A 14,693-nucleotide genomic window follows, 5' to 3' on the forward strand; every position below is an offset into this window, starting at 1 on the left:
AACATGAGTACGATATGGGTAGTATTAATTGCAATTGCAGCTTTAGTTGCTGGTGTTGCTCTTGGATTTTTCATTGCCAGAAAATATATGATGAATTATTTGAAAAAGAATCCGCCGATTAATGAGCAGATGCTTCGTACATTGATGATGCAAATGGGCCAAAAGCCATCGCAGAAGAAAATTAATCAGATGATGCGGGCGATGAATAACCAAAATCAGTCTGGGAAATAATTTATAATTATTTTATGGACAAGCACTAAAACCACTTTTTTTAGAAGGTGGTTTTTCTTATTGGTAAAAAAAATTATGCAGGGAAGGATACAATATTATCCCTTTAGGCATCTTTTTTTCATATCATTCGTAAAATGTATGGAGATTGTCATAAAATAATCTTTTATTTTTGTATTTCTCTGTTAGAATAGAAATGATTGATAGGGGGATTATCATGGAGGAAATTAATATTTTCTTAGCCTTTGCAGCTGGATTTCTTTCATTTATTTCGCCTTGTGTTCTACCGTTGTATCCAGTATTTCTTTCTTATATTACGGGAATGAGCATGGATGAAATAAATCAAGATAATAAGGCGCTTGATCGAAAAGCAATTTTACATACGGTATGCTTTCTAATTGGTTTTTCAAGTATTTTTATAATGATTGGTTTTACGACAACTTATATCTCCGAGTTTTTAGTAACATATCAAAATGAAATAAGACAAATTGGTGCTATTTTAATTATCTTTTTTGGTTTAGTTATTGTCGGAGTATTAAATTTTCAGTTTCTCATGAAAGATCGTAAAATTCATTTTAAAAATCGTCCTGCAGGTTATTTTGGTTCTGTTATCATTGGTATGGCTTTTTCCTTAGGGTGGACACCATGCACCGGGCCAATTCTAGCTATTGTATTTTCACTGGCTGCAACAAGTCCTAATATAGGAATGATTATGATGGTCAGCTATATTTTAGGGTTCTCTATTCCTTTTTTAGTACTGGGCTTTTTTATCGGCAAGTTAAAATGGTTTAGAAAGCACAGCCAAAAAATGGTGAAAATCGGCGGCTGGATAATGATTTTAGTGGGAATTGCATTGTTTTTTGATTGGATGACAAAATTAACTGGATTTTTAGCAAATTTATTCGGCTTTACCGGGTTTTAAATGCTTTCAAATAAGAGTATTTAGAGGTATGCTTGAAATAAAGATTTTAAACTAGAAGATGAAAAGCATCAGATTAAACTATTTAAAAGCTGATGTTTGCCAGAATTTAGAGAAAAGAGTTGTTAGGTATGTATTTAGCAATTGCGACAACGGCTGTTTTTGCATTTATGGCAATTGTGATGATATTTGTGCGGATGCGTGCTTCCAGAAGGCCGGCATCTGTAAAAAGCATTATCCTGCCGCCATTTTTTATGAGTACCGGGGCGCTTATGTTCTTATTTCCGATGTTTCAGATAAGCTGGCTTCAAGTTGCGGAAGCGCTGATTGTAGGAATAATATTTTCTATTTTTTTAATTAAAACATCAAAATTAGAGCATGAAGGGGATCATATCTATGTTAAGCCATCAAAGATGTTTCCCGTCATTTTAGTTAGTTTGCTGGTAATCCGTATTATTATAAAGCTTATTATTGGTACAAGCATCTCTGTCGGAGAAACCTCCGGCATGTTCTTTTTACTTGCTTTAGGAATGATTGGGACTTGGAGATTAGCTATGCTTTATCAGTATTTACAATTAACAAAAAAGCAAAGTGCAGAAATTTAAGCACTTTGCTTTTTTATTTACGAAAACCATTCTTTTATTGGAATATAACTTGTTTAGCCCCGGGATATGAAAACTATGATTTCTTCTGCTTATATTTCTCTTCCCAATTCTCCTGATAATTGTCTCTTGACTGCCGGAAAAAATCTTCATAGGGCGCAATATCAATATTTTTTTCCTTCAGTTTTTTACGGAGAAATTTATGATCTCTTTTTGGTGTTGCTAAAATATATCCTTCAATTAATGTTGGACGTGTAATGGATTCCTCATTTTTTTGAATGGATAATTCGCCAATTTTACTGGCAATTCTTTGTCTGGCAACATCTCTAAACAATTCAGGAACTGGTGAAACCAGTTCTTCTAAGAAGTCTTTTTCTGACTGAGACCATTTATGTAACGTCTGTTCAAAATAATATTCTTCCCAATCCATAATTGAGCGTCCGTCCTCTTTTGGCAGCCGTTTTAAGAACTTTCGAAACATAAAATACCCACCGATTGCCATCAAACCTATTAATAAACAGCCCCACATTATAACAATAAGTGATATCATCGTACACCTCACCTTAATCTTACAAGAAAAATTACGAATATTGCTAATTATTATAAACTATCAATTTATTTTTTTAGAAAATTGTAGTAACATTAACTTAACCATTGTCATCATTCCTTACTTTTATATTATAAAGTTATTAAGAAATATACACAAGTATTCATAATTGTTTCGTCATAATCATACATATTATTTATAATAATTTCTGGAAGGAGCATGGGTATGGATAAAAAACAAAAAAATGAACTGCCTAATGGCTTACAAAGTTCTGAAAGTCGTCATAATTTACACCCCGATGCAGCGCTTTCAGCAGCCATTGTTTCATGGCTGAGTAAGAATATTGAAGGAATTGTGGTAGTATTCAAATTAAGCGGCGAAATAGAATATATCAGTGATTCTGTCTATAGGATACTTGGTTATGGACCAAAAGAAGTAATTGGAAAGACGTGGAAGGATGCTCCACTCAGAATAGAGCCTGAGGTTACATCACAGTTTTTGATTGATGACAAAGTGAAACAAAAAAATCTGTTAATCGATATTCCGACTAAAAAAGGTGAGGTGTTCTCTTTTTCCTGTGAGTTAAATTACGATTTAGAAGATATAGATACAGAAAAAAGAATTTTGGCTTATCTGGAAAGAAAAACAGAAGATTCAATGCTGGATGATTTGATGATCCGTTCAGAGAAGATGAATGTGGCAGGTCAGCTGGCTGCAAGCCTGGTTCATGAAATACGCAATCCGCTTACATCCTTAAAGGGTTTCCTGCAATTACTCCAGGCTGGTGCACAGCATAAGGAGGAATACTTTAATGTGATGATTGAGGAAGTTGAAAAAATCGAGTCAATTACATCAGAATTATTATTTATTTCGAAGCCTTTGACAGATAATCGTTCTAAAGAAGAAGTAACAAGTATGATGCAGGACGTAGCAATGTTATTACAATCGCAGGCGAATCAAAAGAATATTCAAATTCAGCTGCAGAGCAGTACAAATGCACCGGTTCTTTGTGATCGTTCTCAAATTAAACAAGTTCTAATTAACCTGGTGAAAAATGCAATTGAAGCAATGGATCAGCCTGGACAAATCATTGTTAAAGCAAAAGAAAATGATGATAAAATAAAAATTTCTGTTATTGATGAAGGCTGCGGGCTGCCAGAAGAGGTTCTGCACCGGCTCGGGGAACCTTTTTTTACAACAAAATCATCCGGGACAGGACTGGGGCTGTTAATTACTAAAAAAATCCTCAGTAATCATGATGCAGATTTTCATATGTATAATAATGAAGATAAAGGGAGCACGTTTGAAATTATTTTTCCAAAGGCTGATGGTGATCCTGACATATAATTTTTTTGATGTAATGTTTTCATTTTACAAACCTAATCAGGTTTAAAGCATTCATATTATTTTCACTATCAATAATTTAGGGTTTATATAAGTTAGGCTTATCTCTTGGCATAACTTTTTACTATCTACTATTTAACAATAATTATTTGTTTTATTTGCTAGATTCCTATATTATATACTATGAACAGTCTATTTATTTGAATAGCAGTATTGATTAAAAAAAGTAATACCTCCTTGCGAAAAGTCGAGGAGGAGAGGAAATGAAAGGGGTAACACAATATGTCGAACACAAATGCGTACAATGCAAAAAAGCAGTTCGAGCTGAACGGTAAAACGTATAATTATTACCGTTTGAAGGATTTGGAAGAAGCAGGATTAGGTAAGGTGGATCGTTTGCCATTTTCTATCCGTGTTCTTTTAGAATCTTTACTAAGACAGCATGATGGACATCAAATTAAAAATGAACATGTTGAATCACTGGCAAACTGGGGAACAGATAAGGCTACAGGAGCAGATGTGCCTTTTAAACCTTCCCGCGTTATTTTGCAGGACTTTACAGGGGTGCCTGCGGTTGTTGACCTTGCTTCTCTTCGTAAGGCAATGGTAGATCTTGGTGGGGAGCCGGACAAAATCAATCCGGAAGTTCCTGTAGATTTAGTCATTGACCACTCTGTACAGGTTGACCAATATGGAACACCAGATGCATTACGTGCAAATATGGAATTAGAATTTGAACGTAATGCGGAGCGTTATCAGTTCTTAAACTGGGCTCAGAAAGCATTTAACAACTATCGTGCAGTACCGCCGGCAACAGGTATTGTTCACCAGGTTAACCTGGAGTATCTTGCTGATGTTGTACATGCGCTTGAAAATGAAGACGGCACTTATGACACGTTCCCTGATACGCTTGTAGGAACCGACTCCCATACAACAATGATCAATGGTCTAGGTATTCTGGGCTGGGGCGTTGGTGGAATTGAAGCGGAAGCAGGTATGCTTGGACAGCCTTCTTATTTCCCTGCACCTGAAGTAATTGGTGTGAAATTCACAGGTTCATTCCCGAATGGTACCACAGCGACTGACCTTGCATTGAAAGTAACACAGGTATTGCGTGAACAAAATGTAGTTGGTAAATTTGTAGAGTACTTCGGACCAGGTCTAAAGGATATGCCATTAGCTGACCGTGCGACTATTTCTAATATGGCGCCAGAATACGGCGCAACTTGTGGTTTCTTCCCAATTGATCAGGAATCGCTTGATTATTTAAAATTAACTGGTCGTGACGATGAGCTGATTGCAACTGTTGAAAAATACTGTAAAGAAAATAATTTATGGTACGATGCAAATGATGCTGATCCTGAATATACACAAGTAATTGAAATTAATCTTTCAGAGTTAGAACCGAATCTTTCCGGCCCAAAACGTCCTCAGGATTTAATTGCACTGTCTAACATGAAAAAAGAATTTAATAAAGCAATTACTGCAAAAGAAGGAAATCAGGGATTTGGATTAGATAAAGCTGAATTTGATAAAGAAGTTGAAATCAAGCATCCAAATGGTAAAACTTCTGTTATGAAAACCGGCAGCCTTGCTATTGCTGCAATTACATCCTGTACAAACACATCAAACCCGTATGTTATGTTAGGGGCAGGTCTTGTTGCAAAGAAAGCTGTTGAAAAAGGTCTTGAAGTTCCTGAATATGTAAAAACTTCACTGGCACCAGGTTCCAAAGTTGTAACACGTTACTTAGAAGATGCCGGCTTACAAACGTATTTAGATAAACTTGGTTTTAATCTTGTAGGTTACGGATGTACAACATGTATCGGTAACTCCGGACCTTTACGTGAAGAAATTGAAGAAGCTATTGCTGAAAGTGATTTAATTGCGTCTTCTGTATTATCAGGTAACCGTAACTTTGAAGGACGTATCCATCCGCTTGTAAAAGCGAACTACTTAGCATCACCGCCGCTTGTAGTTGCTTATGCACTGGCAGGAACAGTGGATGTTGATTTAACAAAAGATGCTCTTGGTAAAGATGCAGAGGGCAATGACGTTTATATGTCTGATATCTGGCCAACACTTACTGAAATCAAAGAAGAGGTTCAGAAAGTAGTTACTCCGGAAATCTTCCGCAAAGAATATGAAAATGTATTTAATTCCAATGAAAAATGGAATGAAATTGATACAACAGATGAGCCATTATTTGAATGGGATGAGGACTCTACTTATATCCAAAATCCTCCATTCTTTGAAGGGCTGACTCCTGAAGCAGGAACAGTTGAACCACTCAGCGGATTACGTGCTATCGGATTATTTGGCGATTCTGTAACAACAGATCACATTTCTCCGGCAGGTGCAATTGCAAAAGATATGCCAGCAGGTAAGTACTTGCAGGAAAAAGGAGTTTCACCAAGAAACTTTAACTCTTACGGGTCTCGCCGTGGTAACCATGAAATCATGATGCGTGGTACGTTTGCTAACATCCGTATCCGTAACCTATTAGCTCCTGGCACAGAAGGTGGTTACACTACCTACTGGCCAACTGGTGATGTAATGCCAATCTATGATGCTGCAATGAAATATCAACAAGACGGAACAGGTCTTATTGTTATGGGCGGAAAAGATTATGGTATGGGATCATCCCGTGACTGGGCTGCAAAAGGTACAAATCTATTAGGAATCAAAACAGTTATTGCTGAAAGCTTTGAGCGTATTCACCGCTCTAACCTTGTAATGATGGGTGTATTACCGTTGCAATTTGAAAAAGGTCAAAACGCTGAAAGCTTAGGTTTAACAGGGAAAGAAACATTTGCTGTAGATGTTGATGAATCTGTAAAACCGGGTGATTTAGTCAATGTAACTGCAACAGATGAAGCTGGTAAGGTAACTTCATTTAAAGCAGTTGCCCGTTTTGATAGTGACGTAGAAATTGATTACTATCGTCATGGTGGTATCTTACGTATGGTACTGCGTGAAAAAGTAAAAGCATAAACAGTCAGCTGTTTTGTATGGAAAAAGAGTCTTTGTTTTTAATCAGACAAGGCTCTTTTTCTATGCTATTTTTAAGGGCTCTATCCTTTACAAATTTCAAGTTCCTCTTTACGATAGAGGAAGGAAACCAATTAATTTGGATGGTAGGAGATAAGAAGTGTATAAACGGATATTTGCGCTCACCTTATTATTAGTACTTGTTGGGATTGTTATTGCAAATATTGTTCAAGACAGATTCATGGATAACACTGCAAATGGAGAAGAAGATCCAGTTCTTATAGACGATGGTACTTCTGGCCAGGGTGCTGCCATTGCCCCTGCTGAAAGTGCCGGAGTGGAACCTGGTGAACAAGCTCCTGATTTTGAACTTGAGACATTAGAAGGAGAAAGCTTTCAGCTTTCAGATTTACAGGGAAAGAAAGTAATTTTAAACTTCTGGTATTCCTGGTGTCCCCCTTGTATAGAAGAAATGCCCGAACTGCAGAAATTCTATGAGGACTATCAAGAAGAAGTGGAGGTAGTTACTGTAAATCTGACTACAGTTGAAAACAGCATATCAGATGCGCAGGAATTTATTCAGGAGCATGGATATACGTTTCCTGTACCTTTAGATAAAGATAACGCCGTGTCTGATCAGTATGTTGTCTATGCGGCACCAACCACATATTTTATCGGAACAGATGGGAAAATACAGCATCCGAGAAAAATGGGGCCGATGGATTATGAATTTATGGAGGAAATGGTTCAAGAAATGGATTGATTGCGGGAAGTAAGAGGAGGAAGAACGCTTGTTAATTACAGAAACACCAATAGAAGTTAGATATCAGGAAACCGATCAGATGGGCGTCGTCTACCATGCGAATTATTTAGTTTGGTTTGAAATCGGGCGTACAAAATTTGTGGAAGCTTTAGGGCTTAACTATCATCAAGGCATGGAGAAGCATAATGTTGTTTCTCCTGTAATTGATGCGCAAATTTCATATAAAAATGCCGTTCGCTATGGTGAAAAACCAGTTGTAAAAACATGGCTGGAGACTTACGACGGTTTACGTACGGTTTATCGTTATGAAATTCTAAATGGAGCTGGAGATTTAGCTGTCACTGGTACAACAACTCACACAATTGTTGATAAAGACACCTTTCGACCGCTATCTATTCGAAGGAAATTTCCTGATTGGCACGCTGCATATCAAGATCAGCTTAAGAAAGAGGATTAGAAATGGCTTTTGGATTAAAAAGAGAAGAGTTAAACCAGTGGAAGCGAAATGTGCGAGCTGGAAAGATTGATTTTATAACACATTATTGGCTGGATGATCGTTTCCCTGGCTGTAATACAGTAACAAAAGTCGGCTGCAGTGACTTGGAGAAGCTAAAAGAGTGGGGGAGGAAATATAATTTAGATGAATCCTGGATTGATTTAAAACCTAAATACCCCCATTTTGATTTATTCGGCGACTATCAATGGCAGATTTTAAAAACTGAAAACAGGCTGGATCAATTAGAGCGATTTAAATAGCAAAAAGCGTAGGAAAATCAATCTCCTACGCTTTTTGTCTGCTCTACAGTAATTTCATTAATCTGTTTCAGGATATTCAATTTTTGGTTCTTTTTTAGATTCATCATAAGAGACAGATAAATTTGCTCCTTCAAAATACCAGTCATCGGATTCTTCAACAAAAAAATGGATACCTTCTACCGTGGTTGAAGCAGTTTCGTTTTTTGGTGCTTCAGCTTTAATTCCGAGAGAAAAACCGGCAATTCTGCCGCCGACTCCGCCATATCTTGGAAAGAATCGTACATTCTTTTCATTCTCTAAAGCTAACTCTTCTTTATACCATTTTGCAACTTGTTCTGATACTTTAATGTCCATTGTCTCTCTCCCTTGTATTAATGCTTTTTCTCAGATTTCTCTGGAACGTAATCAACTCCGCCTGGATGGAATGGATGACATTTACTAATTCTCTTTATAGTCAATATTCCACCTTTAAAAATTCCAAAACGTCGAAATGCTTCTATAGCATAGGCTGAGCAGGTAGGATAGAAGCGGCAGGTTGCCGGTGTAAAAGGACTGATGGCAAGCTGGTAAAAGCGAATAAGTCCAATAAATATATATTTCATATTAAAATTAACCTTGTCCGTTGCGCTTATCATACGTAACTGAAGCAATAGCATCATGCATATGAATAGATTCCTCGTTACGGCATGATACATGAAACTTAAGAACAGAAGGCAATTCATAGAGGTCTGCTGCAATTAAGCGAACCATATCCTCGACAAATCTCGGATTTTCGTAAGCCTGCTCTGTTACCATTTTTTCATCCGGTCTTTTTAAAATAGGGTGAAGTCTGGCACTTGCATTACTTTCAGCAGCCTCTAATAAAAGTACCTTCCAATCATCATCTGCATTCGAAAAATTAGACTCCAGCTCTGTTTCAATCGTCACATTACCCCGCTGGTTATGAGCGCTGTATTCACTAATTTCTTTTGAGCAGGGGCATAGTGTCGTTATTTGTACTTTTAAAGAAACGTTGATTTGATAATCCTCATGTTTTGAATAGCGTACAGAAACAGATGCTTCAGCATGGTTCAGTCCTGAGGCAAGAGTCTGTGGAGCTTCACGTTCATAGAACCAGGGGAAGCTCACAGAAACAGATGCATCATCCTGCTCCAGTTTATTTGCCAGATCCTTGGTAAACTGTTTCAGCTCATCAATAGAGATGGTGAAGCCGCCTTGATAATATTGCTCTAACAGCTCCATAAAACGGCTCATATTTGTGCCTTTACTATTGGCAGGGATGCTGGATGAAAATGTGAATGTCCCAATGGTTGTTTGTTCATAAGGTGTTTGTCCGCTCAAGACACGGACAGGGTACTTTACATTTGCTACTCCAACTGCATCCAAATCAAAAAGAAAATCACGTTTTACATTTTGTAAATCAGCCATTTTGCTTTTTTCAGTAGGCTTTTTTTTCTCTCCAGGCGGAACAGAACCAAATAATCTATGTCTTTCTTCCTTAGATGGAAGCTTTTTTAATGAAATCGTGTCTATTTGCTGCATAAAAAAACGCCCTTTCTTGTAAACATCTGTGGTACCTTAGATGCTTAAACAATCAAAATTATAACTAGCCACTAGTATACTGAATTCGGCTTAAATATTCAATTTATCGGCTTTCTACATCCACGTTATTTTAGGCTCTGTACCATTTTTTATTCGTTTAATATTTGCCCAATGACGGTAGGTTACAAAAGCAGTTAATAAAAAGATAACAATGGTCAGTCCGATGTCATTGAAAAACAAGGAAGCAAAAAAGGCAACAATTCCAGCAATCATGGATGAAAGTGAAACATATTTTGATAAATATAATGATAATAAGAACGTTGCAATCATGATAATAAACAGAAACGGATTAATTCCGAGAATCATCCCGCCTGATGTTGCAACAGCTTTCCCGCCTTTAAACTTAGCGAAAATTGGATAAGTATGACCTAAGACAGCTATAATACCAATGATTAAAGGATAGACGTTTGCATCAAATAATTGAGGTAATAAAACAGCTGCAGTTCCTTTTAAAATATCACCGATAATAACGATGCTTCCAGCTTTTATTCCAAGTACTCGAAAGGCATTGGTTGCGCCCAGGTTACCACTTCCATGCTCACGAACATCTATTTTATATCCTATTTTGCCGATAATTAAGGCAAATGGAATAGATCCTAAGAGATATGCGATAATCCCAAAAATAATATAATCCATACGTTCCCAACTCTCTTTTACAAATTCTTATTTCAATACTCCTATGGTTATTTTAGCATGAACCAATCTGTTTAAGTACAAATTTTTTTAGAAAAGCTTATCTGAGCTGTTCTTTTAGCAAATTTATTTTTTGCCTATACGTATCTTTATAAATTACTCAACTTTCGCACTTTAAAAAGAAACTTCCTATCCATAGGAACAGGGGTTGATCATTTCTTCCATATATCTGTTGACAAAGATAGAAGGTAAAGTGTAAAGCGACCGCTACGGCGGACCGTTTTGCTTTCGACGTACAGGACGTACTAATGCAGGCGTTGCAACAGGACGTTGCGACCTTAGCCTGCCTAGGGGCACGCTCTTCATCTAACTTTTGCCAAGTACTCTTCTTGGCAAAAGTGGATCTTCAGATGATGCTAATCCCTGTCCAGCTACAAGCGTCAAAAACTAGACAACTTCCCGAAAGCGCCCTACGATAAAGAAGACTTAGCGACTGGCAAGCCGTCAGGCGCAGACAGAGCTAAAGTCGCGCTTATGCCCCGCGGGTGAAAGTCATCATCCGTTAAAGTAAAGGAAGGTCGACTAAAAGCAGGCTGAAGCCTAACGTCGGCATACCCCTAAAGGGGCATGATTCCTTTATCTCAGTTGCTTCGGTCCAGTTATTACGTTTTTAACCGACGCTTTCCGCTATTCTCTCAGGAGTCAAAACGGTCCGCCTCCGCTAGCGGGATGTTCTATACAGGTTGAAACAGCTGACTAAATAGAAGTTAAATCAGATAAAACATTTTTTCTGATTAACGATAAAATATTCTGTCATGATTACTCTTTATTCATGAAAGCAATTCCGATATTTATTATCCATGCTGGGTCATCATTTAAATTGCCAAATCAACCATTTGAAACACTAAAATAATCTTTTTATCAAGCAAAAGGCAATGATTTCATCCAACTCCCCCTCCTATATGAGCGCAGACCAACCACGCAGACTCCTATGGGAACAGGGCGAGCTGAAGATCCACTTGAAAAGCGGGTTTCTTTTCAAGTTAGCTGAAGCCGTCCCCATGGAAAGCGTAGTGGTTGGTCGGGGCGGCGCTATACACAATCTCCATTCCAGTAGCAGGATAATGTAGACCATATTCATCCTGGAATAGGAAGGTATAGATGCTTATTCTCAAGTGCGAAAGTTGAGTTATATATAAACTGAAAAATAAAACGATGCCAGGTTTTTAAACACATACAATCGGGAATCATTTTATGAAGGGGGAATCTACTATGATTACATTTGATGATATTACAAAAACATATCCAGATGGGACAACTGCTGTAGACCGATTTAATCTGACAGTAGAAAAAGGAGAATTTATGACGTTGATTGGTCCCAGCGGATGCGGAAAGACAACCACGATGAAAATGATTAACCGTCTGATTGATCCATCTGCAGGAACAATATACATAGATGATAAACCGGTAAGCGAATATTCCATTCACGAGTTACGGTGGAATATCGGTTATGTTCTGCAGCAAATTGCTTTGTTTCCTCATTTGACAGTGCAGGAAAATATTCAGGTGGTTCCAGATTTGCTGAAGTGGAAAAAAGGTAAAATGCAGAAACGGACAGATGAATTATTGGATATGGTAGGACTCGATCCATCCATTTTTAAAAAGCGATATCCAGGAGAACTGTCAGGAGGGCAGCAGCAGCGAATCGGCGTTATCCGGGCTTTAGCTGCGGATCCTGATATCGTATTAATGGATGAGCCGTTTAGCGCACTCGATCCAATCAGCAGGGAGCAATTACAAATAGATATAAATAAATTACAAACGGAGATCAAAAAGACGATTGTTTTTGTTACCCATGATATGGACGAGGCATTAAAAATGAGTGATCGTATTTGCCTGATGAAAGAAGGCAGTGTTGTTCAATGCGGATCTCCTGAAGAATTGATGAGACATCCTGAAAATGAGTTTGTAGAAGAATTTATTGGAAATCGGCAGTCGCCATGGCTAAAACCGATTAAAGAAGTTATGAAGAAGGACCCAGCATATTTTAAGGAGGATAATGCTGATGACGTGATGGAATACGGCAGTGCATTTTTCATGCTTGTGGACAAAAATCAGATTTTAAAAGGAATTTTTGAAAATCATAAGGAACAGAAAGAAGCTGTGACGATTCCTGTCGAAAGCACGGTTGAGGACGCATATGCAATTATTCGTTCAGTAAACCAGACTCATTTCCCGGTGGTGGAGAATGGTCAAAAAGCTGTCGGTGTTATTACAAGTAATGAATTGCTTCAATACTTCTATCAGCAGGAAAAGGAAGGAGCAGGCATCTTATGAGTTCATTTATTAACGTATTCCAGAATCGACAGGATATGCTCCTCCAGGCAATTTGGGAGCATTTACAGATTTCTTTAATTTCACTTGGTATTGCTATTTTAATTGCTGTTCCATTAGGGATAATGCTGACAAGGTATCCACGTGTTGCCGAGCCTATTATCGGCACATCTGCAGTCTTACAGACAATACCGAGTCTTGCTGTGCTTGCCTTTTTAATTCCATTTTTAGGAATCGGAATTCAACCGGCTATTGTTGCGCTTGTACTATATGGACTGCTGCCAATTCTCAGAAATACATACACAGGAATAGACGGGGTTGATCCGGCATTACGGGAAGCTGCCAGAGGGATGGGGATGAATACCAGGAAGCAGTTAATGAAGATAGAGCTGCCGATTGCGATGCCAGTAATCATGGCTGGTATTCGAACCTCCATGGTGCTTATTGTTGGTACTACAACGATTGCGGCTTTAATCGGTGCCGGCGGACTTGGAGATATTATTTTACTAGGTTTGGATCGGGGAGGGGATATCCCGCTCGTCTTATTAGGTGCAATACCGGCTGCTTTATTAGCTGTCATTCTTGATTTTATTCTCCGTTTATTTGAGAAGCTGTCTAAGAAATACGGAATGCAGGCTTTTGCAGCAATGTTGTTGATTGTTGTACTTGTGATTGCGATTCCTTTTATGATACCAAACAGCCAAAAAGGTGAAATTGTTATTGCTGGAAAATTAGGAGCAGAACCAGAAATCATTATGAATATCTATAAAATATTAATTGAGGAGGAAAGTGATATTACCGTTGAGTTAGAACCGAACCTTGGAAAAACAGATATGGTGTTTAATGCATTGCAGCAGGGAAGTATTGATATTTATCCGGAGTTTACAGGGACGGTTATCGTTTCACTGCTTGATGAACAAGCGGAGTCTAACGAAGCAGAAGAGGTATACGTACAAGCCAGAGACGGTATTAAAGAAGCATATAATTTGGAGCTATTAGAACCAATGTTGTTTAATAATACGTATACGGTAGCTGTAACAAAAGAATTTGCAGAAGAAAACAATCTTAACGATATTTCTGACTTGAAATCGATTGAAAATGAAATAACAGCTGGCTTCACATTAGAGTTTAATGACCGTTATGATGGTTATGTAGGAATGCAGGACGTATATAATTTAGATTTTAATGAGGTAAACACAATGGATCCCGGTCTGCGTCAAGGAGCTATTTCCAGTGGAGAAGTAGACGTGATTGATGCCTATGGAACGGACAGCTATATGGTAGAATTAGGGCTGGTAGCCCTGGAAGATTCTGAAAACTTATTTCCGCCATACCAGGGTGCACCGTTAATGCGGGCAGATACGTTAAAACAGTATCCAGAACTGGAAGATATATTGAATCAGTTAAGTGGACAAATTACAGATGAGGAAATGCAGGAAATGAATTATCAAGTGGATTATGAGGATGCATCTGCAGAGGATGTGGCCAGAGACTACTTGATAGAGAATAGTTTTATTGAATAATTATAAAGGAGGAATTATGATGTCCGTTCAAAATCCAAGTAATGAAAGGTTAAAAGAAATTCTAACGGAAGCAAAAACAATTGCAGTTGTAGGGTTATCCGCCAATCCAGAGAGAACATCACATCAAATCGCTAAAAGAATGCAGGAGGAAGGATATAAGATTATTCCTGTGAATCCGACTCTTGATGAGGTTCTTGGAGAAAAAGCCTATCGCTCTTTAGCAGAAGTAGATGAGCCTATTGATATTATTAATGTTTTCCGCCGGCCAGAGCATTTGATGGATGTAGCAAAAGATGCTGTACAGACAGATTGTAAAATGTTTTGGGCGCAGCAGGGAATTGTAAATGAAGAGGCTTATGATTATTTAAAAGAGCATGATTTTGAAGTAGTGATGGACCTTTGTATTAAAGTAGTTCATGCTGTATTATTGAAGTAGAAAATTTATGATTGG

Annotated in this window: 16 protein-coding genes; 11 read left to right on the top strand and 5 right to left on the bottom strand. The window is 37.9% G+C overall.

The annotated features are described in order from the left end of the window. The first annotated feature begins 3 nt into the window (after positions 1–3). The 3 genes from OSO01_RS10645 to OSO01_RS10655 all read left to right on the top strand — a co-directional run bounded on the left by OSO01_RS10645 (position 4) and on the right by OSO01_RS10655 (position 1,752). The gene (locus tag OSO01_RS10645) at positions 4–231 is read left to right on the top strand and encodes a YneF family protein (protein WP_077601369.1); all 228 of its coding nucleotides are present in this window, start codon (positions 4–6) and stop codon (positions 229–231) included. A 214-nt stretch (positions 232–445) separates the two neighbouring features. Then, on the top strand, positions 446–1,150 hold the full coding sequence (locus tag OSO01_RS10650) for a cytochrome c biogenesis CcdA family protein (RefSeq protein ID WP_147210416.1): 705 nt from the start codon (positions 446–448) through the stop codon (positions 1,148–1,150). Positions 1,151–1,278: 128 nt separating this feature from the next. After that, positions 1,279–1,752, top strand: coding sequence for a CcdC family protein (locus OSO01_RS10655; RefSeq protein ID WP_147210417.1), 474 nt, complete (start codon positions 1,279–1,281; stop codon positions 1,750–1,752). A 73-nt stretch (positions 1,753–1,825) separates the two neighbouring features. Here OSO01_RS10655 and OSO01_RS10660 read toward each other — a convergent pair whose 3' ends face one another. After that, positions 1,826–2,299 (bottom strand): DUF2621 family protein, encoded by a 474-nt coding sequence (locus tag OSO01_RS10660; protein ID WP_147210418.1) that lies wholly within the window; start codon positions 2,297–2,299, stop codon positions 1,826–1,828. A 222-nt stretch (positions 2,300–2,521) separates the two neighbouring features. Between OSO01_RS10660 and OSO01_RS23705 the strand changes: the two genes are divergently transcribed. The 5 genes from OSO01_RS23705 to OSO01_RS10685 all read left to right on the top strand — a co-directional run bounded on the left by OSO01_RS23705 (position 2,522) and on the right by OSO01_RS10685 (position 8,150). Further along, positions 2,522–3,643, top strand: a complete 1,122-nt coding sequence (locus OSO01_RS23705; protein ID WP_246145124.1) for an ATP-binding protein — start codon at positions 2,522–2,524, stop codon at positions 3,641–3,643. 279 nt (positions 3,644–3,922) lie between these two features. Next, the gene (gene acnA, locus OSO01_RS10670) at positions 3,923–6,634 is read left to right on the top strand and encodes an aconitate hydratase AcnA (protein ID WP_147210419.1); all 2,712 of its coding nucleotides are present in this window, start codon (positions 3,923–3,925) and stop codon (positions 6,632–6,634) included. Between the two features lie 157 nt (positions 6,635–6,791). Then, a complete protein-coding gene (locus OSO01_RS10675) occupies positions 6,792–7,394 on the top strand; it encodes a TlpA family protein disulfide reductase (protein WP_147210420.1) in 603 nt (200 codons plus the stop codon). Positions 7,395–7,422: 28 nt separating this feature from the next. Further along, a complete protein-coding gene (locus OSO01_RS10680) occupies positions 7,423–7,851 on the top strand; it encodes an acyl-CoA thioesterase (RefSeq protein WP_147210421.1) in 429 nt (142 codons plus the stop codon). 2 nt (positions 7,852–7,853) lie between these two features. Then, positions 7,854–8,150 carry a hypothetical protein gene (locus OSO01_RS10685; protein ID WP_147210422.1) on the top strand — a complete coding sequence of 99 codons (297 nt, stop codon included), beginning with the start codon at positions 7,854–7,856 and terminating at the stop codon, positions 8,148–8,150. A gap of 57 nt (positions 8,151–8,207) precedes the next feature. On the opposite strand, the gene OSO01_RS10690 is transcribed toward OSO01_RS10685, so the two are convergent. The 4 genes from OSO01_RS10690 to plsY form a co-directional block, all read right to left on the bottom strand. Further along, on the bottom strand, positions 8,208–8,504 hold the full coding sequence (locus tag OSO01_RS10690; RefSeq protein ID WP_147210423.1) for a HesB/YadR/YfhF family protein: 297 nt from the start codon (positions 8,502–8,504) through the stop codon (positions 8,208–8,210). Between the two features lie 17 nt (positions 8,505–8,521). Beyond that, positions 8,522–8,752 carry a membrane protein insertion efficiency factor YidD gene (gene yidD / locus OSO01_RS10695; RefSeq protein WP_222595726.1) on the bottom strand — a complete coding sequence of 77 codons (231 nt, stop codon included), beginning with the start codon at positions 8,750–8,752 and terminating at the stop codon, positions 8,522–8,524. A 7-nt stretch (positions 8,753–8,759) separates the two neighbouring features. After that, a complete protein-coding gene (gene folE2 / locus OSO01_RS10700) occupies positions 8,760–9,692 on the bottom strand; it encodes a GTP cyclohydrolase FolE2 (RefSeq protein WP_147210425.1) in 933 nt (310 codons plus the stop codon). Between the two features lie 114 nt (positions 9,693–9,806). Beyond that, entirely contained in the window at positions 9,807–10,388 is a 582-nt protein-coding gene (plsY, locus tag OSO01_RS10705) for a glycerol-3-phosphate 1-O-acyltransferase PlsY (protein WP_147210426.1), read from the bottom strand. A 1,269-nt stretch (positions 10,389–11,657) separates the two neighbouring features. On the opposite strand from plsY, the gene OSO01_RS10710 reads away from it, so the two are divergent. The 3 genes from OSO01_RS10710 to OSO01_RS10720 are packed head-to-tail and all read left to right on the top strand — an operon-like array spanning position 11,658 to position 14,678. Then, positions 11,658–12,722 (top strand): ABC transporter ATP-binding protein, encoded by a 1,065-nt coding sequence (locus OSO01_RS10710; RefSeq protein ID WP_147210427.1) that lies wholly within the window; start codon positions 11,658–11,660, stop codon positions 12,720–12,722. Then, entirely contained in the window at positions 12,719–14,242 is a 1,524-nt protein-coding gene (locus OSO01_RS10715) for an ABC transporter permease/substrate-binding protein (RefSeq protein ID WP_147210428.1), read from the top strand. Before OSO01_RS10710 ends, OSO01_RS10715 begins: the two co-directional genes overlap by 4 nt. A gap of 19 nt (positions 14,243–14,261) precedes the next feature. Further along, the gene (locus OSO01_RS10720; protein ID WP_147210543.1) at positions 14,262–14,678 is read left to right on the top strand and encodes a CoA-binding protein; all 417 of its coding nucleotides are present in this window, start codon (positions 14,262–14,264) and stop codon (positions 14,676–14,678) included. The last annotated feature ends 15 nt before the right edge of the window (positions 14,679–14,693 follow it).

The organism is Oceanobacillus sojae, from assembly GCF_007991515.1.
Taxonomy (GTDB): Bacteria; Bacillota; Bacilli; order Bacillales; family Amphibacillaceae; genus Oceanobacillus; species Oceanobacillus sojae.

Excerpts from the sequence above, each read along its gene's own strand:
- OSO01_RS10710 (WP_147210427.1), top strand. The coding sequence starts at position 11,658 with ATGATTACATTTGATGATATTACAAAAACATATCCAGATGGGACAACT.
- OSO01_RS10715 (WP_147210428.1), top strand. The coding sequence starts at position 12,719 with ATGAGTTCATTTATTAACGTATTCCAGAATCGACAGGATATGCTCCTC.
- plsY (WP_147210426.1), bottom strand. The coding sequence starts at position 10,388 with ATGGATTATATTATTTTTGGGATTATCGCATATCTCTTAGGATCTATT.
- folE2 (WP_147210425.1), bottom strand. The coding sequence starts at position 9,692 with ATGCAGCAAATAGACACGATTTCATTAAAAAAGCTTCCATCTAAGGAA.
- OSO01_RS10685 (WP_147210422.1), top strand. The coding sequence starts at position 7,854 with ATGGCTTTTGGATTAAAAAGAGAAGAGTTAAACCAGTGGAAGCGAAAT.
- OSO01_RS10655 (WP_147210417.1), top strand. The coding sequence starts at position 1,279 with ATGTATTTAGCAATTGCGACAACGGCTGTTTTTGCATTTATGGCAATT.
- acnA (WP_147210419.1), top strand. The coding sequence starts at position 3,923 with ATGTCGAACACAAATGCGTACAATGCAAAAAAGCAGTTCGAGCTGAAC.
- OSO01_RS10660 (WP_147210418.1), bottom strand. The coding sequence starts at position 2,299 with ATGATATCACTTATTGTTATAATGTGGGGCTGTTTATTAATAGGTTTG.
- OSO01_RS10690 (WP_147210423.1), bottom strand. The coding sequence starts at position 8,504 with ATGGACATTAAAGTATCAGAACAAGTTGCAAAATGGTATAAAGAAGAG.
- OSO01_RS10645 (WP_077601369.1), top strand. The coding sequence starts at position 4 with ATGAGTACGATATGGGTAGTATTAATTGCAATTGCAGCTTTAGTTGCT.
- OSO01_RS23705 (WP_246145124.1), top strand. The coding sequence starts at position 2,522 with ATGGATAAAAAACAAAAAAATGAACTGCCTAATGGCTTACAAAGTTCT.
- yidD (WP_222595726.1), bottom strand. The coding sequence starts at position 8,752 with ATGAAATATATATTTATTGGACTTATTCGCTTTTACCAGCTTGCCATC.
- OSO01_RS10720 (WP_147210543.1), top strand. The coding sequence starts at position 14,262 with ATGTCCGTTCAAAATCCAAGTAATGAAAGGTTAAAAGAAATTCTAACG.
- OSO01_RS10650 (WP_147210416.1), top strand. The coding sequence starts at position 446 with ATGGAGGAAATTAATATTTTCTTAGCCTTTGCAGCTGGATTTCTTTCA.